General features: G+C 52.4%; 19 protein-coding genes. 14 read left to right on the top strand and 5 right to left on the bottom strand.

Features of this window, described 5'->3' with window-relative positions; translation table 11 throughout:
• Positions 1-30 precede the first annotated feature (30 nt).
• Together DEP07_RS24395 and DEP07_RS24390 are read right to left on the bottom strand one after the other, a co-directional pair.
• The gene (locus tag DEP07_RS24395; protein WP_122965706.1) at positions 31-1,122 is read right to left on the bottom strand and encodes a Ger(x)C family spore germination protein; all 1,092 of its coding nucleotides are present in this window, start codon (positions 1,120-1,122) and stop codon (positions 31-33) included.
• A complete protein-coding gene (locus DEP07_RS24390) occupies positions 1,119-2,216 on the bottom strand; it encodes a GerAB/ArcD/ProY family transporter (RefSeq protein ID WP_173595618.1) in 1,098 nt (365 codons plus the stop codon). The genes DEP07_RS24395 and DEP07_RS24390 overlap by 4 nt, the downstream gene beginning before the upstream one ends.
• Positions 2,217-2,572: 356 nt before the next feature.
• Between DEP07_RS24390 and fdhF the strand changes: the two genes are divergently transcribed.
• The 10 genes from fdhF (at position 2,573) to DEP07_RS24340 (ending at position 12,861) form a co-directional block, all read left to right on the top strand.
• Positions 2,573-5,524, top strand: coding sequence for a formate dehydrogenase subunit alpha (gene fdhF, locus DEP07_RS24385; protein WP_287103148.1), 2,952 nt, complete (start codon positions 2,573-2,575; stop codon positions 5,522-5,524).
• Positions 5,524-6,003: a DUF1641 domain-containing protein gene (locus DEP07_RS24380; protein WP_173595625.1), complete on the top strand. Its 480-nt coding sequence runs from the start codon at positions 5,524-5,526 to the stop codon at positions 6,001-6,003. Before fdhF ends, DEP07_RS24380 begins: the two co-directional genes overlap by 1 nt.
• 44 nt (positions 6,004-6,047) lie before the next feature.
• Positions 6,048-6,470 carry a phosphate-starvation-inducible protein PsiE gene (locus DEP07_RS24375; RefSeq protein WP_287103147.1) on the top strand — a complete coding sequence of 141 codons (423 nt, stop codon included), beginning with the start codon at positions 6,048-6,050 and terminating at the stop codon, positions 6,468-6,470.
• Positions 6,467-6,817 (top strand): DUF2294 domain-containing protein, encoded by a 351-nt coding sequence (locus DEP07_RS24370; protein ID WP_287103146.1) that lies wholly within the window; start codon positions 6,467-6,469, stop codon positions 6,815-6,817. The genes DEP07_RS24375 and DEP07_RS24370 overlap by 4 nt, the downstream gene beginning before the upstream one ends.
• A gap of 34 nt (positions 6,818-6,851) precedes the next feature.
• Positions 6,852-7,673 carry a formate dehydrogenase accessory sulfurtransferase FdhD gene (fdhD, locus tag DEP07_RS24365; RefSeq protein ID WP_287103175.1) on the top strand — a complete coding sequence of 274 codons (822 nt, stop codon included), beginning with the start codon at positions 6,852-6,854 and terminating at the stop codon, positions 7,671-7,673.
• Positions 7,663-8,667, top strand: a complete 1,005-nt coding sequence (gene moaA / locus DEP07_RS24360; RefSeq protein ID WP_233454068.1) for a GTP 3',8-cyclase MoaA — start codon at positions 7,663-7,665, stop codon at positions 8,665-8,667. The genes fdhD and moaA overlap by 11 nt, the downstream gene beginning before the upstream one ends.
• 5 nt (positions 8,668-8,672) lie before the next feature.
• Positions 8,673-9,935, top strand: a complete 1,263-nt coding sequence (locus tag DEP07_RS24355; RefSeq protein ID WP_122965721.1) for a molybdopterin molybdotransferase MoeA — start codon at positions 8,673-8,675, stop codon at positions 9,933-9,935.
• A 39-nt stretch (positions 9,936-9,974) separates the two neighbouring features.
• On the top strand, positions 9,975-10,598 hold the full coding sequence (locus tag DEP07_RS24350) for an HD-GYP domain-containing protein (protein ID WP_274875200.1): 624 nt from the start codon (positions 9,975-9,977) through the stop codon (positions 10,596-10,598).
• A gap of 184 nt (positions 10,599-10,782) precedes the next feature.
• Positions 10,783-11,844 (top strand): HD-GYP domain-containing protein, encoded by a 1,062-nt coding sequence (locus DEP07_RS24345; protein ID WP_122965722.1) that lies wholly within the window; start codon positions 10,783-10,785, stop codon positions 11,842-11,844.
• Positions 11,845-11,991: 147 nt separating this feature from the next.
• Positions 11,992-12,861, top strand: a complete 870-nt coding sequence (locus DEP07_RS24340; RefSeq protein ID WP_122965723.1) for a universal stress protein — start codon at positions 11,992-11,994, stop codon at positions 12,859-12,861.
• Positions 12,862-12,863: 2 nt separating this feature from the next.
• On the opposite strand, the gene DEP07_RS24335 is transcribed toward DEP07_RS24340, so the two are convergent.
• Together DEP07_RS24335 and DEP07_RS24330 are read right to left on the bottom strand one after the other, a co-directional pair.
• A complete protein-coding gene (locus tag DEP07_RS24335; RefSeq protein ID WP_242771888.1) occupies positions 12,864-14,117 on the bottom strand; it encodes an MFS transporter in 1,254 nt (417 codons plus the stop codon).
• Between the two features lie 61 nt (positions 14,118-14,178).
• Positions 14,179-14,772, bottom strand: coding sequence for a TetR/AcrR family transcriptional regulator (locus DEP07_RS24330; protein ID WP_122965725.1), 594 nt, complete (start codon positions 14,770-14,772; stop codon positions 14,179-14,181).
• Between the two features lie 153 nt (positions 14,773-14,925).
• On the opposite strand from DEP07_RS24330, the gene DEP07_RS24325 reads away from it, so the two are divergent.
• Both DEP07_RS24325 and DEP07_RS24320 read left to right on the top strand, forming a co-directional pair.
• Positions 14,926-15,768 carry a deoxyribonuclease IV gene (locus tag DEP07_RS24325; RefSeq protein ID WP_173595630.1) on the top strand — a complete coding sequence of 281 codons (843 nt, stop codon included), beginning with the start codon at positions 14,926-14,928 and terminating at the stop codon, positions 15,766-15,768.
• 59 nt (positions 15,769-15,827) lie between these two features.
• Positions 15,828-16,229, top strand: coding sequence for a hypothetical protein (locus tag DEP07_RS24320; protein ID WP_063227799.1), 402 nt, complete (start codon positions 15,828-15,830; stop codon positions 16,227-16,229).
• 205 nt (positions 16,230-16,434) lie between these two features.
• Here the strand turns inward: DEP07_RS24320 and DEP07_RS24315 are convergent, their stop codons facing one another.
• Entirely contained in the window at positions 16,435-17,859 is a 1,425-nt protein-coding gene (locus DEP07_RS24315) for a sigma-54 interaction domain-containing protein (protein ID WP_122965726.1), read from the bottom strand.
• A gap of 288 nt (positions 17,860-18,147) precedes the next feature.
• Here DEP07_RS24315 and DEP07_RS24310 point away from each other — a divergent pair, with 288 nt between their 5' ends.
• Together DEP07_RS24310 and DEP07_RS24305 are read left to right on the top strand one after the other, a co-directional pair.
• Complete coding sequence (locus DEP07_RS24310) at positions 18,148-18,813, top strand: CoA transferase subunit A (protein ID WP_122965728.1); 666 nt, start codon at positions 18,148-18,150, stop codon at positions 18,811-18,813.
• Entirely contained in the window at positions 18,813-19,475 is a 663-nt protein-coding gene (locus DEP07_RS24305) for a 3-oxoacid CoA-transferase subunit B (protein ID WP_122965729.1), read from the top strand. Before DEP07_RS24310 ends, DEP07_RS24305 begins: the two co-directional genes overlap by 1 nt.
• Positions 19,476-19,509 lie beyond the last annotated feature (34 nt).

Raw genomic sequence — 19,509 nt, 5'->3', positions numbered from 1 at the left:
AAAGGGTCGTTTTGTTTTTTTATCGGGGGATTATTTGATCCCCCCTGATCCAAGCAGGTCGATGTTCACCTTGATGTTCCAGTCGAGCCGGGGGTAGATGCTCAGCCATTTTTCCCAATCTTGATCCCGTTGGTAATGGGTTGCTCGATAGCGTAGCCCGAATCCGATCGGATCGACTTTCAGCGACTGGAGCTTCCGCAGCACATGAGCGTATCGTTTCGCCGCCTCTTTTTCCGCTTCTGCTTTATAGCGATCCCAATTCGAGTTGTAAAAAGACTGATTCGATTCCTCTGACAATCCTCTGATGTGGACGTTCATTTTCAGCTTTGGTTCCGCTTCGTTGCGTTCATCAAACTCGTACGAATAGCGGAAAGAGGTGACATTCAAGGCAAAGCGGGCCTGCTCCGTCCTGGTTTCGATATCAAAGTTGCTGATTTTCTTGGACAATTCATTGAAGATCCGCGTTTCCTCGGGACTTAATACCGCTTTGATTTTTTCTTTGTCAAAAACAGCGACTTGATCGATCAAATACGTGTCTTTGAGCGGGCGGATGACGGGCATGTACGGGTCCAGACCCTTTTCGCTCAACCGCCGATGAAAATCAAACAAAAAAGCGGTGACGATAAAAGACGATTCCGTTCCTTCCTGATCAAAGCTCAGCATCAGGCTGTCAGCAGGCATGCGTTCGGACTTGGGGCGGACGCCCAGCACTTGTTCGGCTGTCGGGGAGCCTAGCGCCATGAAGGCGATGCCCTGAATTTCCGGCTTCCGCAAAAACCAGTCGATAGTTGTCTTGTCCAACCGTTCCTCGGCCAGCTTTGTCCCGAAAACGAGAATTTTCGTCTGCGAGAAATCGAGGTCTTTATCGACTTTTGATTTCAAATGCCGCACCGCTTCGGTTATCGTCGGGGCATCGTCGCTGATGAGATGAAACGTATTCGACTGCCCGGGTCTGATTTGCGCTGTCGGAATCGCGAGCTTCAACGATACGCGATAAGGCTTGTCTTTCAGCTCCGACTTATCGACGCCGACCGCCATGACTAAATAGCGCTTGTCAATATCTTTAAAGCCGCAGCCCGTAAACAGAAACAAGACCGCGAGCCACATCCAGACATGTTTCACAAAGCTTGCCTCCACCTGCTCAAGATATAAACGGAAAAGACCACACAAATATCGAGTGGGGATCGTATCATCATCCAATACGAGGATACCGAAAACAGGTCGTCCTCACCGAGCCAATTGCCGACGATCACGGTTCCGATCCCGAATACGATACAGCTGATCGCGTTCGGCAGCACAGAGTTGATGGACGACGTGTTGGGCTGGTAGTGGGAGAAACAGCCGCGTATGAACTCGGACCCGACATGCCAGGTCGTCATGGCGAATAAGTAAGAGATGCCTAAATAAACGAGCAGAAAAATATAAACAACGCGTTCAATAAAGGCATACTTCATCCGAATCGCATCTGCCGTCGAAACCCAGGTGAAAATAAATTCGTTCACGCCATCTGTGCCCAAAATGCCGATCGGCACAAAAAAGGCGGTAAACAGGATGCTGAAGCCGATGCAAGGGACGGCCCAACGGTGCTTGAGCTTGGGGATATCGGCAAACACGCGGTTAAAAATCGACAAGCTGATGTATCCTGTAACGGCGTAAGTGGATACGGACAAGCTTTTCCAGCTGGGCAGGATGTTCGAGTAGTCGATCATGGCGCGGATTTCATCGTAATTCATGTTTTGATTCGTATACGCTTTGAAAATGGAAAACAGGAGAAACGGCAAGCAGAGAACGAGAATCATTTCCGTGCTGTACAGCACCGTTTGCGACGATTGCATGGCGCCAAAGCTCGCTACGAGAACGAAGAGAATCAGCACGACATAGATCGGGGTGTTCGGAATTAAATATCTGGACACGATAAAGGCGTAATTGATCAACACGAGCGCTCCCGAGATAAACGACACGCTGCCCATCAGGAGCAGGAGCGGAACCACAATGCTTTTGGGCAAAGCCTGCCGCATGATTTCCGGCAACCCTTGACCGCGAAACTTGAACATGGAGCTGGTAAACAGGTACATGAGTGCGCCGCCGATGATCACCCCGAACAGCATGGACGAAATCGCCCCGTCATAGCGCTCGTCGATCAAAATGCGCGGGACAAACAGGATGGCATTAATCAGTATGGAAAGCGTCACAAAATAGAGAAAATAACGGGACAACCGATTCACCTGCTCTTCGGCGGGATGGTGTTGCTGATTCCGTCGCTGTTCCTGCTTATGCGCTTGTTTATTTTTAACGCGAAATACGTGAAAGGGAAGCTGAGTTAACGGGGTGCGAATGAAAAAAAGTTGGATTTCCCGCCAGATTCGGTGCTATAATGGACCCATAGCCGATCATTGATGATTAGTAATGCGAATTGCTGAATCATCCTGATCACTTCCATAGTTTATGGCGGGACGGATAATGGGCATCAGTTGATGTTTGATCATTAGCCCACCATAAAACAATTTGTGCATGTATTTGCCCAGATTGTTTTATGGTGGGCTTTATTATTTTTGCTGGAGGTTTTTGGGAGATGAAAAAAGTAAGCTTCGTATTAAATCAGGAGCAGCATGAGGCAGAAGAAGGGACGCGAATCCTCGATTATTTGCTGGAACATGGCATCGAGCATCCGCACATCTGCTATTCGCCGATTTTAGGCCCGATCCAGACTTGCGATACGTGCATGTGCGAGATTGACGGCAAAATCATGCGGGCTTGTTCGACTGTGATCGAGGATGGAATGAACATCCTGACTGCTTCCGAACTGGCAAAAGGCGCTCAGAACGAAGCGATGGACCGCATTTTGGAAAACCACATGCTGTACTGTACCGTGTGCGACAACAACAACGGAAATTGCCGCGTGCACAATACGGCAGAGCTGCTGGAAATCGACCACCAAACACGCCCGTTCCGCGGAAAAGAATACGAAGTGGACATGTCGCATCCGTTTTATCGCTACGATCCGGATCAATGCATTCTTTGCGGACGTTGTACAGAGGTTTGTCAAGACTTGCAGGTCAATGAAACGCTCACCATCGACTGGGAACGGGAAATCCCGCGAGTTATCTGGGATGACAATAAATCAATTAATGAATCCTCATGCGTGTCTTGCGGTCAGTGCGTGACGGTTTGCCCATGCAATGCCTTGATGGAAAAATCGATGCTGGGCGAAGCGGGCTTTATGTCCGGGATCAAAAAAGATTTGCTGAACCCGATGATCGATCTGATCAAAGAAGTCGAGCCTGGTTACAGCAGCATTTTCGCGATCTCGGAAGTCGAAGCGGCGATGCGCGAAATGCGAACCAAGAAAACAAAAACCGTGTGTACGTTCTGCGGGGTAGGCTGCACGTTTGAAGTATGGACGAAAGGCCGCCACATTTTGAAAGTGGAACCGACGGAAAACTCTCCGGTCAACAGTGTCTCCACATGTGTCAAAGGCAAGTTCGGTTGGGATTTTGTCAACAGTGACCAGCGTTTGACGACGCCTTTGATTCGCAAGGGAGATGCATTTGTACCGTCTACGTGGGATGAGGCGCTGTCCCTGATCGCCGAGCGAATGGGCGCAATCAAGCAAACGTATGGCGGAAAAGCTCTTGGATTCGTCAGCTCCTCCAAAACGACAAACGAAGATGCGTACTTGATGCAAAAACTGGCGCGTCAAGTGTTTGAATCGAACAATGTCGACAACTGTTCCCGCTATTGCCAATCGCCTGCCACGGACGGATTGCTCGCCACTGTAGGACACGGCGGTGACTCAGGCACGATCAAAGACATCGCCAGTGCCGGACTGGTCATCATCGTCGGGGCGAACCCGACCGAAGGCCATCCTGTTTTGGCAACACGGGTGAAACGGGCGAAAAAATTGCACGGCCAAAAACTGATTGTCTCTGATTTGCGCAAGCATGAAATGGCAGAACGCTCCGATCTGTTCCTGCATCCGAAACAAGGAACCGACTTTGTCTGGCTGACGGCGGTTGCGAAGTACATCATCGACCAAGGCTGGCACGACAAGGCGTTTATCGAGCAGCGGGTGAACCAGTTTGACGAATATCGCAAGATGCTGGAAAAGTACACCTTAGATTACGCCGTCGAAGTAACCGGACTGCCCAAAGAACAGTTGATCCAGACAGCGAAAATGATTCACGAAGCGGATGGCACTTGCGTTTTGTGGGGAATGGGCGTGACGCAAAATGTCGCTGGCTCGCATACGTCTGCCGCGATCTCCAACCTGCTTTTGGTGACCGGAAACTACGGCCGACCTGGTGCCGGAGCCTATCCGTTGCGCGGGCACAACAACGTCCAGGGCGCTTGCGACATGGGCACGCTGCCTACATGGCTGCCAGGGTATCAGCATATTACCGATGACGCAGCGAGAGCCAAATTTGAACAAGCATACGGCGTAACGATCTCCAATAAACCTGGTTTGACCAACATCGAAATGCTGGAAGCAGTCGAAAAAGGCGAACTGAAAGCCATGTACCTGATGGGCGAAGACATGGCTTGGGTAGATTCCAACGCGAACCACGTGCACGATACGCTCGGCAAGCTTGACTTTTTCGTGGTACAGGATGTATTCCTGACCAAAACGGCGCAATTTGCCGATGTCGTCTTGCCCGCGTCTCCATCGCTGGAAAAAGACGGCACCTTCGCGAACACAGAGAGACGTATCCAGCGTTTGTATCAAGTGTTGGAGCCGCTGGGTGAATCAAAACCGGACTGGGCGATCATCCAATCGATCGCACAGCGCATGGGAGCCGATTGGAACTACCAGCATCCGAGTGAAATCATGGACGAAATTGCCAGTCTGGCACCGCTGTATGGCGGAGTATCCTACGAGCGCCTAGAAGGATGGAACAGCCTGCACTGGCCGGTACAAAAAGACGGCACGGATGAGCCGCTTCTGTACAAAGAGCGCTTCAACTTCCCGGACGGAAAAGCAAGACTATCCACAGTGGAATACATTCCGCCAGTCGAGTATCCGTCGGAATTTGACCTTACCTTGAATAACGGACGTTTGCTGGAGCATTTCCACGAAGGCAACATGACGAATAAATCGAAGGGAATCCAGTATAAATTGCCAGAAGTATTTGTGGAAGTTTCCCCTGAGCTTGCGCGCGAACGCGGTGTGCAAGACGGTTCATTGGTGCGTCTCGTCTCGCCATACGGAGCGATCAAGCTGCGGGTGCTCGTGACAGATCGGGTCAGCGGCAACGAATTGTACGTGCCGATGCACTCCGTCAGCCATGAAAATGCGATCAACTTGTTGACAGGCAGCGTGGGAGACGTTCGCACACAGACACCTGCTTACAAGCAAACGAAGGTGCGCATGGAGTTCCTCAAAGAAAAAGGCATGACTCCGTTGCCTATGTACAATCCGCGCTATGCGAAGCGCAACCCGCAAATGGGCGTCCAGGTCGAGCGCAAGTGGGCGAGAGAAGATTATGTACCGATTGCGGAAGTAAACGTTGCGGGAGGCGAAAAATAATGGCAAGACCGATCACGAAAATAGTAAAGCCCGAAGTTACTGAGGAAGAAAAGCAAGCGCAAACGGTAGATCGTGTCCTGGAATCTCTGGCGCAAAACCCCGAGGGCATTCAGGCGACGATCAAGCTGCTCCAGGAGCTGCATGACAGCGGCATCCTGGGAGCGCTCAACGCCGCCGTCGAGGCGAAAGAGGACATTGCCAAAATCGTCGTCGGACAAATGGTGCGTCCGCCTGTGACGAACATGATCAACAACGCGATGGCAGCAGCGGGAGGCTTGACAGAGCTTGATCCTGACATGACGAAAAAGCTGATGTCCGGTGTGACCAAAGGGTTGCAACGGGCTGACGAAGCGCTGCAATCGGGAGCCAAGGTCGGCATTTTCGATTTGATGAAAGCACTGCGCGATCCGGACATCAACCGCGCGATGGGCTTTGGCATCAACCTGTTGAAGGGGATAGGGGAAGGGCTAAAAGAATGAGGAGAGCCGCAGCAATCCTGATCAGAAGGAGGGCAGAAGCTTGGATGCGAACAAATAAAAACGAAGCGTCAATCGTACGCTTCTATCAAATGATGCTAAACGCGTCTCTGATCATTCTTGGATTGGTACTCAGCTTTTATTTGTTGCGTGAGCTGTACGCCATCGTAGTAGATGCGGTGCAAGGCAATACTAATGTCCATGATATTTTGGAAAAGGTTCTGGCCTTTTTTCTGTATTTTGTCTTTGTTTCGATGATCGTCAAATATTTTCATGAAGCGTACCACTTTCCCCTGCGCTATTTGGTTTATATTGGAATTACGGGTACCGTGCGCTTTATTATCGTCAACCGCGACGATGCCATGAACAATCTGATTTTGTCGCTGGTCATTTTTATTCTGGTGATCAGCTATATCATGCTGGCCCCCCGGCAAAACAAGGCGGGGGAAGCAAAGGAGATAATCGAATGACGAAAAACCTGGAACATCAATTCAGCATGCTCGTCCGCGAAATCCGCAAAGAACACGTCGGCAACGGCCCGCGGGAAATTCTCACCCGCTTTTGCGGCCCCTGGGTCATCTGCGAGATGAAGGGGAATCTGACCAACGTAGAAAAGTTCATGATTCTTTCCGAAGACGGCAAGCGCATGGTCCACGAGGCGCGCACCAAGCTGGTCAAGAACATTTACCGCGATCAGGCGGTCGTAGCCAAGCTTGAGGAATTGATTGATGCCAAGATTTTGCGGATTTTTTCGGATATCAGCTTGGAAGAGGATATCGCCATGACGGTCTACGTATTGGACCGTCCTCTCGCATGATCGAGACCTGGAGGAAAGGCAGGGAGCTTTCGTGATCCAACCCGTCTTTGTTTTGTCGCCTGTCCTGCATTATGAAAACGGCTCTATGCAGGAAAAAGAAGATTCAATCGTGACAGAGTCGCCCATTACGATCGTGCTGAATGACGAGGAATTTGCGACTCTCGTATGCAGCCCGGAATACATCGAGGAGCTTGTCATCGGGTTTTTGGCGTCCGAAGGGGTGATTCAGAGCTATCAGGACATTACGGACCTGTTCATTGACGGGCCAACCGGATTCGCTTACGTTCGCGCTAAAAATGTAAACACGTATAACCAGATGTTTCATTCGAAAAGGTACGTGACTTCCTGTTGCGGAAAAAGTCGGCAAAGCTTCTACTTTTACAATGACGCCCGAACGGTGAAAAAGCGGGATGACACAGCCGTGACGATCCCGGCGGCTGACTGCTTTCGCTTCATGCAGGCGATGCAGCAATCGGCTACGCTTTTTCAGGATACGGGAGGGGTGCACAATGCTGCCCTGTGCGATCCAAACGGGATTGTCGTCTCCCGAATGGACATAGGCAGGCATAATGCCCTCGATAAACTGTACGGCTACAGTTTGATGCATGCAGTGTCCGTTCATGACAAGGTCATGGTGTTCAGTGGCCGGATTTCTTCCGAAGTATTGCTGAAGGTAGCCAAGATCGGCTGCAGCATCGTTTTGTCCAAGTCAGCGCCGACCGAATTGGCGCTTCGTCTGGCAGATGAACTCGGCATTACTACCGTTGGCTTTATTCGCAATCAGTCGTTTAATGTGTACACCTGGCCTGAGCGAATCGTGCAGGAAAAAGGGGGGAAGTCCAGTGATTCCCAGTGAATTAGTGGACTCGTTTGGCCGGATTCACGATTATTTGCGCATTTCCGTGACAGATCGCTGCAACTTGCGGTGTGTGTACTGCATGCCTGCTGATGGCATGGAATTTGAACCCGCAGAAAACATTCTGTCTTTTCACGAGATTACCGAGGTTGTCAGGGTTTTGGCTGAAATGGGCGTGAAAAAAGTGCGGTTGACCGGCGGAGAGCCGCTCGTCCGCAAAGGATTGGAAGAGCTGATCGAGAGCGTAGCGGGGATACCGGGAATCGAAGATATTGCGCTGACGACCAACGGCATTTTTTTGGCGAAAAAGGCCAAGAAGTTAAAAGAAGCGGGCTTGAAGCGCATCAACATCAGCCTGGATACGTTGAGGCCGGAGCGTTTTTCGCTGATCACCCGCGGGGGAGACGTCAACCGCGTCCTCGACAGCATAGCGGCGTGCCAGCAAGTCGGGATTCAGCCGATCAAGCTGAACGTCGTGCTGATGAAGGGAATCAACGATGACGAGATTGCAGATTTTCTGCGGCTGACCATCGATGGTGCTCTGCAAGTCCGCTTTATCGAGTACATGCCGATCGGCCACAACGACACGAGATGGAAACAGTCGTATTTGCCGTTGTCCACCGTGCTGGATCGTTGCAAGGAAATGGACTGGAAAGTCGCAGAGACGCATGATGGCCGCGGCAACGGGCCTGCGCAAACGTTTCGCATAGCAGGTGCCAAAGGCAGCTTTGGGCTGATTCATCCTGTGAGCGAGCATTTTTGCGAAACGTGCAATCGGCTGCGCTTGACGGCAGATGGCAATATTAAGCCGTGCCTGTACTGGTCAGATGAATTTAACGTCCGCAAATGCATCGGCGATGACGAAGCGGTTCGTCAACTTTTTTTCAAAGCGCTGAGCATCAAGCCGCAAAATCATGAAATGGCCTTGGCTTTGGCGGGGGAAAGTCAGTCGCACGTACCAACCGTAAGACGTATGTCGCAAATTGGAGGATAGTCGACATGGAAAAAGGGGCAAGCGTCAACCGTTTTCGTCGAAATACCGTCCAGGTGGAGGAAGCGCAGCGCAGAATCGAGCAGCATCTGCGTCCGCTTGGCGTGGAACAAGTTTCGTTGGAAAATGCCTACGGCCGCACATTGGCAGAGGATGTGTTCGCGCCTTCGCACATGCCGCATTTTCGCCGCTCCGGGATGGACGGTTTCGCTATTATGTCCAGTTCTACCAAAGGAGCGTCGCCTGAATCTCCCGTCTGTTTGGAAGTGATCGAGCATATTCCGTGCGGCTTTGTCCCGACGAAAGCCGTCTCGCCCAAAACGGCTTCGCGGATCATGACAGGCGCGATGGTGCCCGAGCAAGCAGACGCTGTGATCATGCTGGAAATGACGGAGGAGAGCGAAAAAGAGGGCAAAACCTGCATTTCCATCCGAAAAGAGATTCCAGCCGGAAAAAATCTGACTTCGATTGGTGACGAAATCACGCAGGGCGATTGTGTGTTGCAGAAAGGAACAAAAATTGGCGCAGGTGAAACGGCGCTGTTGGCTATATTCGGTTTCCACCATGTCCACGTATGCAAGCGTCCGACGATTGCGATTTTCGCAACGGGCTCGGAGCTTTTGCCTGTGGAAGCGCCACTGACGCAGGGGAAAATTCGCAACAGCAACTCCTATATGCTGCAAGCGTTGATCCGCGAAGCAGGAGGAATCCCTTTGCTGATGGGCGCCATCCCGGATGAAGCGGCGAAAGCGCAGTCGCTTGTCTTGGAAGCATTTTCTCAAGCGGATTTTGTCGTGACATCCGGTGGGGTATCGGTAGGCGACTACGATATTTTGGTAGACCTGTTTCAAAACTGGGACGGGGAAATGCTGTTTAACAAAGTAGCGATGCGTCCCGGTAGCCCGACGACGGCAGGCGTTTGGAACGAGCAGTTTTTATTTGCGCTGTCAGGCAATCCGGGAGCGTGTTTTGTCGGTTTTGAGCTGTTTGTCCGCCCGGTTATTTTGGGGATGCAAGGCCAGTCCCAGAGATACCGGCAGGAATGCACAGCCTTTTTGGGAAAAGAGTTCAGCAAAGTCAATGCCTATCCGCGCTATGTTCGCGGCAAGTCTTATGTAAGCGAAGGCAAGCTATTCGTTGAGCCTGTCGGAATGGATCAGTCAAGCGTTACCGTATCGATCAAAGATTCCGATTGCCTGATCAAGATTCCCGCTGGCGGGAAAGGAGTACAACAAGGAGAGCTCATCTCCGCTCTCCTGCTCAAAGGGTAGCGAGCGTGCCGACGCATTTTTTGGATCGAGGAGGCACCATTGCAAAAACTGTTAAAAACAATGTTGTATTGTCATCAAGCCACGACGAATCTCATGATCGACACGATTCATTCGCTCATCACCAGTGTGAATGCTCGTGATCCGTATACGTACCAACACTCGCTCAACGTCGGGTTTTACGCCTGGAAAATCGCCAACCAGTTTCAACTGGGCGAAGAGGAATGTGCCAATATGTATATCGCTGGCCTGCTGCATGACATCGGAAAAATCGGTACGCCAGATTCGATCTTGCGGAAATACGGCGAGCTGACGAAGGAAGAATGGGAACTGATCAAGAAACACCCGGAGACAGGGTGCGCGATCGTGCAAATGATTGGCCCGCTGCAAAATCGGGGAATCGATCAGACGATCCTGTACCATCACGAACGGATGGATGGGCAGGGCTATCCCCATGGCCTTTCTTCAGCAGAGATTCCGTTCGGCGCCAAAATCGTCTCTGTAGCAGAAGCTTTCGATGCGATGACAACCGTTCGACTGTACCGTCCCGCTCTCCCATACGGCGAAGCAGTCGAGCAGTTGATCGACGGCAAAGGAACGCAATTTGACCCGATTGTGGTTGATGCCTTCCTGAAAAGCATGGCTGATCGCAGCTGGTGGGACTGATTCCTTTAAAAAATAACGACACGAAAGACTTTTGTGCAAAAAGTACCGGATCAATCAGGTGCTTTCTGCCCGCAAAGGTCTTTTTTGTGTGGGAATGTTCATAAAAACAGCGGCGAAACATGTTTTTTCAATGCTAATATAGGGAAAAAGCATCAGGGGAAGAGGAATCAGGAGGATTGACCCCATGAAATATGTGAGTGTGGATCAAGTCGAGCCTGGAGATGTGCTGGCTCGCAGCATTTATACAAGCGAGGGCTTGACGCTGTTGCAGACGGGCGTGCAGCTGACCGTCGGAATGATTAACAAGTTGCGTCGTTTCGGGGTGACGATGCTCAGTATCAAAGACCCTTTTTTCGACGAGATCAAAGAACAGGAAGTCGTGACAGAGACGACGAGAAAAGATGCGATCCGCAATCTGTCCGGGGCGATTGCTTGTGTCCAGTCGGGCAAGCAGTTCGACGTGCGCGGCATCCAAAAGTCGGTCGGAAATATCGTCGAGGAGACGCTGCGCAATCGCAAGGTGCTGCTCAATCTGGGGGAAATTCGCACGACCGACAACGCCCTGTACATCCATTCACTCAATGTTTGCATGATGGCGACGGTCATGGGCGTGGGTCTCGGGTACAACACGACGCAGTTGAAAGAACTGGCGATTGGCGCCCTTTTGCATGACATCGGCAAACTGTCGGTCGACAAGGAAGCGCCTGCCTACAAGAAAAACAACAAGACCAATCATCATACATGGCTAGGGTTTGACATATTGCGCAAAAAACACGAGATGAGCATCGTGTCTGCGCACGTTCCCTTGCAGCACCACGAATGGGTCGACGGGACAGGCGTGCCCCGCGGCCTCAGCGGAGACGAGATTCACGATTTCGCCAAAATCGTCTCGATTTGCAATTACTACGACAATCTCATTTCGCCTTTTTCCGAAGAAGAGGAGACGATGGCGGCCTATGAAGCATGCGAGCAGGTCATGGGATTGGCGGAAAAGCGTTTCGATCACAAAATGGTCGTTCATTTTCTGCGCTCGATTGCCATGTATCCGACCGGAACGTCACTCAAGCTGAGTACAGGCGAAGTCGGCGTCGTCATCGACCAAAACCGCGGCTTGCCAGCCCGCCCTGTCGTCCGGGTCATCCGGCGAGAGCAGCAGGCCAATCGGCGGATGGCAGAGGATCACGAGATTTGTGACATCGATCTCGGCGCAGAGCCTACCATTTTTATTACAGGGGTGATGGAATAGCGCACAGCCAGTCCTAAGGGTTTTTGGAATGCCAAGATCAGGGAATTCCCCTACATACATAACTAGGGAGCAAGTCTACAATGAAAGCAGGCAAAAAGTCGTAAGAATCGACTTTTTGCGACGAAGAAGAGGAAAGGACGTGTCCTTATGTCCCGTATTCTAGTACCAGTAGATTTTTCTGCACAGTCGATCCAGGCGGTTCGCTTCGCTCTTGCGTACGCCAAAAATAAGCATGAATTGACCTTGCTTCATGCCATTCCTCCATTTCCTTCACGCAATGTCGTAAGAAAGCTCGGACAACAGAGCGTGGAAGATTTTCAATTGGACGAAGCAAAAGAAGATTTGAAAAAGTTCCTCACGATCGTAGAAGAGGCAGGCGTTCCTTACGAGCTGGAAATCGAGTTCGGAGAGCCGCATGAAGTCATCTCCAAGCACGCTACGAACGGCGAGTATGCCGCGATCGTGATGGGTACGCACGGATATGGCCGGATTACCGGATTCTTGCTGCAAAGCGTCAGCTACCCAACCATTCACGATGCGCAGTTGCCTGTGTTCCTCATTGCCGAGGAGACAGATGCCGACAGCTTCCCCTGGCAAAAAGTTTTGATCACGGTGGACGGCTCGGAGCAAGCGAAAAACGCGGCGCAAAAAGCAATCGCTTTGAGCGAGGGCATTCCTGGCGTTTCTTACCTGCTCCTGAGTGTCGTCACTCCTCCTGTTGCTTACGCTGGTGTGTACGGTGTAGGCTGGGAAGACACAGCGACTCTGGAAAACTGGGGAAAAGAAACCGTTCGCACTTGCGAAGAAGTGCTGGAAGCAGCGCAAATCCCTTATGAGAGCAAAGTCGTGATTGGCGATCCTGCAACAGCGATTCGTCAAACAGCCGAAGAGGAAAACGTTGGCCTGATCGTACTCGGCCACCATGGCCTGGGCGGCATCGCGGGCACTTTGCTCGGCAGCGTCACCTTCAAAACGATCCACCGCACCAAAACACCGCTGTTGATCGTCAAATCATAAGCTCATTTATGAACTGGCAAGCTGTCCGCACTGCGGGCAGCTTCTTTGCTTTCCAGGGCGGCGGCATCCGAGGCGGTTTCCCACGGAATCCGCGAGCATCCCCAGGCAGCGACGAGGACGATGGCACCTGCGATTACAAACACGCTGATCAGCGAGGTCATCTGCATGAGCGGGCCGGCTGCGAACGAACCGATCATCATCAATCCGACGAGCAGCGGGGTAATCGTTCCGTTTACCCGACCAACGTACGCCTCGTCGACGAACTTGATCATGCGCATGCCGATCACGATTTCCAGAAAAGCCATCCCGATTCCGGTGAAAAAGCGCATGGAAGCTGTCACGACAACCCAGACAGACAAGGCTTCCACCACGATGGAAAGCGCGAAGAAGATCAAGCCGCCTGTGATGACAAAACGGCTGTTCAAGCGTTGCACGGACAAGGAGGCGAATACGCCGCCCACAAGCATGCCCAACCCTTCCAGGGCGACAAACCATTGGACCGATTCTTTCGGCAGCTGGAGCCGCTCCGTGACCAGGAACACTTCGAGTGGGTTGATCAACCCAGAGGCCAGGCCGAGGCAGGCAAAGGCAAGCGCAATTCCGCGCAAGGACGGGTGGTTTTTGACGTAGGCGAAACCTGCCTTGATCTCGGAGAAAAGTGTGCCGTTCTGTTCTTCTGGAGCTGTTGCAGCGTTAGGAAGCAGGCTCAAAATGAGCGTGGAGAGCAGAAACAGAGCTGCCATGGCTATCAGCGAAGGGTAGATGCCCCATTGTTCGTAAAAAAAACTGCCGATGACCGGGCCGCCAAGCAAAAAGAGTGCGCTCATGCTTTGCGAGATGGAGACGGCCACTCCGACGTGTTCTTCCGGAATGTGTCTTTTTAACAGCTTGGCAGACGACGGCTGGGAAAACTGGGACACGACTGCCGAGATGAAAGTAGCGAAAAAGACGGCAACCCACATCCCGTGCCAGAGCAAATACACGATCAGCAGCACGGACAAGGCACTTAACAAGTTGCCCGTCATCATCGTCCGCTTCGGATTCCAGCGGTCCGCAAGCGCCCCGCCGATGATCGAAAACAACAAGATCGGCACAAGCTCGATCGCGGTTAACAGTGACACGGCGGTCGGATTGTTGCCGCTCGTTTCCATGACGTAGTACAGCAAAGCCATATTCCTGATCCAAATCCCGATATTTTCCAAAGTATCGGTGACAAAAACGGTCAAAAAGATCCGGTTTCCCCAAATCGATTTCATTTCAACCACTCCCGCAAGAAATTAAACCGAACGTTCGGTCTAAATAAACCTGAAAAAAAAGCTACTTGGCGGCGATACCATGCAGCAAAATATCAATTCCTCTTTTCATCAGGTCAAAAAGGTTTTCTTCGCCCATATTCAAGCCGACATTGATCAGGCCCGTTATGTACCCTTCCAAAATCATCGCCAATTCCCGAGGGTCGCCATCGGCAAATTCCCCGCGCGCGATGCCCTCCTCAAAGATCGGGATGTACAGCGTGTAGGAAGAAGACAGCATCGTCAGGACCTGTTCCATGATGGCCGGATCGGCAAGCTGGCTTCCGGCAAACTCTTCTCCTGCTCGGCGAAGCGGGTGGGACAAAAAGTCTTCCAGCAAAAAAGCAGCCAGGGCATACAGCTTTTCGACAGAGGTGGCGTGCTGTTTTTCTTTTTCTTGCCACAGCCCTGACCATTCCGTGTACTGCTTCTCCAGCAAATACAAAAACAAATATTCCTTGCTTTTGAAGTGGTAGTAAAGGCTGCCTTTGCTCGCACCAGTCGCCTGGCAAATATCTTCAATGGAAGTCGCCAGGTAGCCTTTTTGCGAAAACAGCTCGGTTGCTTTTTCGGCGATATGTTGTTTCGTTTTCTCCCCATCTAGGCGGCGTCTGGACATGATGCAGTAAACTCCTTTTTATAGACTGAACGTTCGGTTTAATAAAAGTGTAGCGGAAATGCGCAAGAAGTGCAAGGGTTGTTTGCCGGAAAGGACGTGTGAGAAAGCAGGAGCCAGGGAAAAATGAAGGGAGCGTACGAGGGGGGAAGAGCGATGCAAATCGGGTGTCACGTCAGCATTCGCAACGGTTACGAAGAGGCTGCCAGAACGGCGCACAAGGAGGGGGGCGCTTCTTTTCAGTTTTTCCCGAAAAACCCGCGCAGTCTGGGAGTCAAGTCGTTTGCTTCCCGCGATACCGCGGCTTGCCGGGCGTTTTGCGAACAGCACGGCATGCTGGCGATTGCCCATACCGCTTATCTCGTCAATCTGTGTGTCGAGACGGCCGATTTGTACGAGGTAACGGTCGCTTCGGTGCGCAACGATCTGGAGATTGCGGAGGCGTGCGGGGCGCTCGGCGTCGTCGTCCATTTCGGACAGGACAAAGGGCCGGATGTGCTTGCCGGATACAGACGCATGATTCAGATGATGAACGAGATTCTCGCTGGCTGGAGCGGGCAGGCCAAACTGTTGATTGAGAACAACGCGGGGCAGGGAAACCGGATGGGCATTACGCTGGAAGAATTGACGCAAGTGCGGCAATTGCTCGCGGAACCAGAAAAGGTCGGGTTTTGTCTCGATACGTGCCACGCGTTTGCCAGCGGGCTGTGGAACGGGGAAAACTGGCGCGAGGTTGCCGAGCGGATGCGCGAGCTGGACTACTTTTCCCATCTGCGCGCGGTGCATTTGAACGATTCGGTCTATCCGAGCGGCTCGTTTCGGGATCGGCACGCCCCAATCGGAAAAGGGATGATTGGTGACGAGGCTTTCGCGGAGTTTCTGCGCACGCCTGAGCTGCACGGCTTGCCGATTGTCCTGGAGACAGCGAGAGGGACAGACGGCGGGCACCGGGAAGAAATCAGACATGTGCGTCAGTTGGCGGGTGAGTGGCAGGCTTGACCATATTGTGATACAGTGTGAAATGATGTGATGTGTGGTCAATGAGGGAGGAGTTACCAATGGCAAAACGGATCAAAGTGACGATTGCTGACTTTGCTTCGCTGAAAGAAGTGTTGAACAACCCTGAGGAGCTGGCGCTTTACGAGACAGCGAACGGGAATACATACGATGCCGATATCCAGCACGACGGGTTCGCTGTCATCGATGTGACAGAGGACGACTATATCGAGCTGGCACCAGGCGAATACCAGCTGATGATCGAGGAATGGACAAACGCGGGACAAATCGGGGATTTGACGCTGCAAACGAAGTCCGATCCGGCTGACGACACCGCTTTGCTCTACCGGAGCGTGGATGCGGCGGGCAATGAAGTGCAAGCGCCACAATCGCTGCCGAAGCAAGTGGTGGAGCTGGTTGCGAAGACGTGGTTTGGCAAAACCGCCAAGAAAATCGAGGAATAAGTCAGACGAAAAGGTCACAGAAAAGAGCGCTCACGTGTTGAGCGCTTTTTTGCTGTTCCGTGGATGGGCTGCGAACAGCTGACAGCCCGCAGACAACCGTTTAGCTGTGAACGGAATGTCCGGCATGCTTTTTTCGCGAGTGCAAGTGGTCAGCCCTTTTACCAGCGACTTGCAGCAGGTTTCGGCTTGTCCACGGCCGCTTTTCTCAAGCGTCCTCCTCGTCTTCCAAGGCAATCCCGTATTTCTTGATCCGCCGCATCAGCAGCGACTGTGTAATCCCCAAAGCGGCAGCCGTCTTGCGGGTTGTTTTGTGAATGCGCAGTGCCTGCATAATAAACTCCACTTCGATTTTTTCCATGCGCTCCGTCAGGGACAGCGAGCCTAACGTGAGGATGCCTTCCTCCAGCTCGCGAATACTGCGCTGTTCTTCCGGCAAATCGGTGACAGAAATCTCGTCGAGCTTGGAGGTGATGACGATGCGCTCCACCAAGTTTTCCAGCTCGCGCACATTTCCCGGCCAGTCGTACTGGTGCAGCACATCCAGCACATCTGACGTAAACCGCCGCTTCTGGTTATGCTTGGCGTTGAATTTTTGCAGGTTGTGGTGCAAGAGCGGGAATATATCGTCTTTGCGCTCGCGCAATGGCGGCACGTTGATCGGCAAAATGTTCAGTCGGTAGTACAGGTCGTGCCGGAACTTGCCGAGGCGCACCAGCTCCTGCAAGTTCGTGTTCGTGGCGGCGATGATGCGGATGTCGGCCGTGTAGGTTTTCGTGCCGCCGATCGGCATGAATGTTTTGTTTTGCAAAAGCAGGAGCAGCTTCGATTGCAGGTGATAGGGCAGCTCGCTGATCTCGTCGAGAAACAGCGTGCCTTTGTCCGCCATTTTGACCAAGCCGATTTTGCCTGAATGGTTGGCTCCGGTAAACGCCCCTTTGTGGTAGCCGAACAGCTCCGACTCGATCAACGTTTCCGGGATGGCACTGCAGTTCACATGGATAAAAGGTCCGGTGCTGCGCTCGCTCAGCTGGTGGATTTGCTCGGCGAGATGGCTTTTGCCCACGCCGGTTTCCCCTGTGATCAGGACAGTCGTATCAGCCAAGGCGACTTTTTTGATCAGCTCCATCAGCGCCAGATAGGAGCGGCTGTTGCCGATCAGCGTCTGCGACGAGCTTTGATTCGCCTCGCGCTTCATCAGTTGCAGCTCCTCGCTGTAGCGCTTGAGCAGGGCCACGGTTTCTTCGAGCTGCGAGCTGGCCCGCGCCGCTTCTGTGATGTCGCGGGAATGGGCGACGATCAGCTCCGGATTGCCAGCTTCATCAGGGATGATATGCCCCGTCACGAGAAATTTTCCTCTGCTGTTCACCAGCTGGATTGTCGTCGTCGGCTTGCCGGATTCGAGGACGAGACGTGTCACAGACGGGCTGAAAATGCCCATCTCCTCCAGATCCGCCACGTTTTGTCCGATCAATTCTGCTTTGGGCATGCCGCACAAGTTTTCGCTCGCTTTATTCAACCAGAGAGTCGTGCCTTGCGCATCCGAGATGAAAATGCCGTCCGCCAGCGAGTTCAATATGTCGATGAAGCGATCGACAGACGACAGGGCCAAAATCTCCGCATCTTTTTCCATTGGCGATTCGCTCCCCCCATTTTTGAACTGATTGTACAGGATGAAACCGTCCGTTGTATAGTGAGTCGGATTTGAAAAAATGTGAGTCGATATCAATTCGGCGTAAACAAGCCTGTTTTTCTTGATTTCGATTCAAAAGTGAGTCTGATTCGATTCGTCAGAAAAAACATAGTTTCGGCAATTTTCGCTACGATTCAGCATTTGCGGCATTGGCACGAGACTTGCTACAACGAAGAAGACGAAAGCGACTTTGCCCAATAATCAAGAGAGATAAGGAATGGCCATGCTATGCTATCAAAACTGGTGACGCGCGACCAAGCAATGGAATGTGTACAAGACGGAGCACGGCTGATGTACGGCGGCTTTGGGACGATCGGTTCTCCGGCCTTGCTGATTGATGCGCTTCTGCAAAAGGGAGTGCGCGACCTGACCTTGATCGGGATTGACGCCGGATACCCCGATGTGGGGATTGGCAAGCTGATCAGCCACGGACGGGTCAAAAAGCTGCTGACGACCCATATCGGCTCCAATCCCGAAGCAGGTCAGCAGATGATGGACGGACGTCTTGCGGTAACATTTTGCCCCCAAGGCATTTTTGCCGAAAAAATTCGCGCCGGGGGCGTGGGCATACCCGGGATTCTCGTCGATGCGCGCATGTGGGGAGAAGCGACAGACGGCCGGGAAGCGGTGCTGTTCGAGGGAAAGCCCTGTTGGATGGAGCCGGCGCTGACGGCGGATGTGGGCATCGTCTACGCAAAACAGGCGGACACGTACGGCAACCTCATCTACGACAAGTCGGCGAGAAATTTGAACCCGCTGGTGGCGATGGCGGCGGAAATCACGATCGCTGAAGTGGAAGAAATCGTTCCGGCAGGCGAGCTGGACCCGGAAAAAATCGTGACGCCAGGCATTTTTGTCGATTACATGGTGAATCGCAGCGGGGGGAACAGCTGATGCGACTGACAATGGATCAACGCAACATGATTGCGCGCCGGGCCGCAAAGGAAATCGTGCCGGGAATGGCCGTGAATCTGGGGATCGGGATTCCCGAGCTGGTCGCTGATTTTATCCCGAACGAGTGGCACGTCATGTTCCATTCTGTGAACGGCATTCTCGGAGTCGGGCCTACGCCGATCCAGGGCGAAGAGGATCAGCATATTTCCAACGCGGGGGGAGCGCCAGTCACAATCGTTCCGGGGGCTTCCTACTTTGACAGCACCGTCGCCTACGGCATGATCCGGCGCCGAAAGCTGGATGTGGCTTTTATCGGGGCGCTGCAAGTAAATCGCCGCGGAGATTTGGCGAACTGGATCGTTCCCGGGACGAGGGTTCACGGGATCGGCGGTGGTGCCGAGCTGGCGTTTTACGCCAAAAAAGTGATTGTGCTGATGAGCCATGTGACGCTTTCCGGGGAGCCGAAAATTCGCAGGGAATGCACGTTTCCGCTGACAGCCAAGGGCTGTGTCGACCTGATTGTCACGGAGCGGGCGGTCATTGAGGTAACGCCAGAAGGGTTGATGCTGACGGAGGTGATGTATCCGTATTCATTGCAGGATGTCATTTACCATACCGGAGCGCCGCTTTTGATTTCCGAACATTTGCAAATGGTGGAGTAATGAAACAGTTTGACAGACATCATAAGGGGGCTAA

Source organism: Brevibacillus sp. (assembly GCF_003521185.1).
Taxonomy (GTDB): Bacteria; Bacillota; Bacilli; order Brevibacillales; family Brevibacillaceae; genus Brevibacillus; species Brevibacillus parabrevis.
The sequence above is the reverse complement of the archived record's forward strand: the minus strand, read 5'-3'. Positions and strand labels throughout refer to the sequence as shown.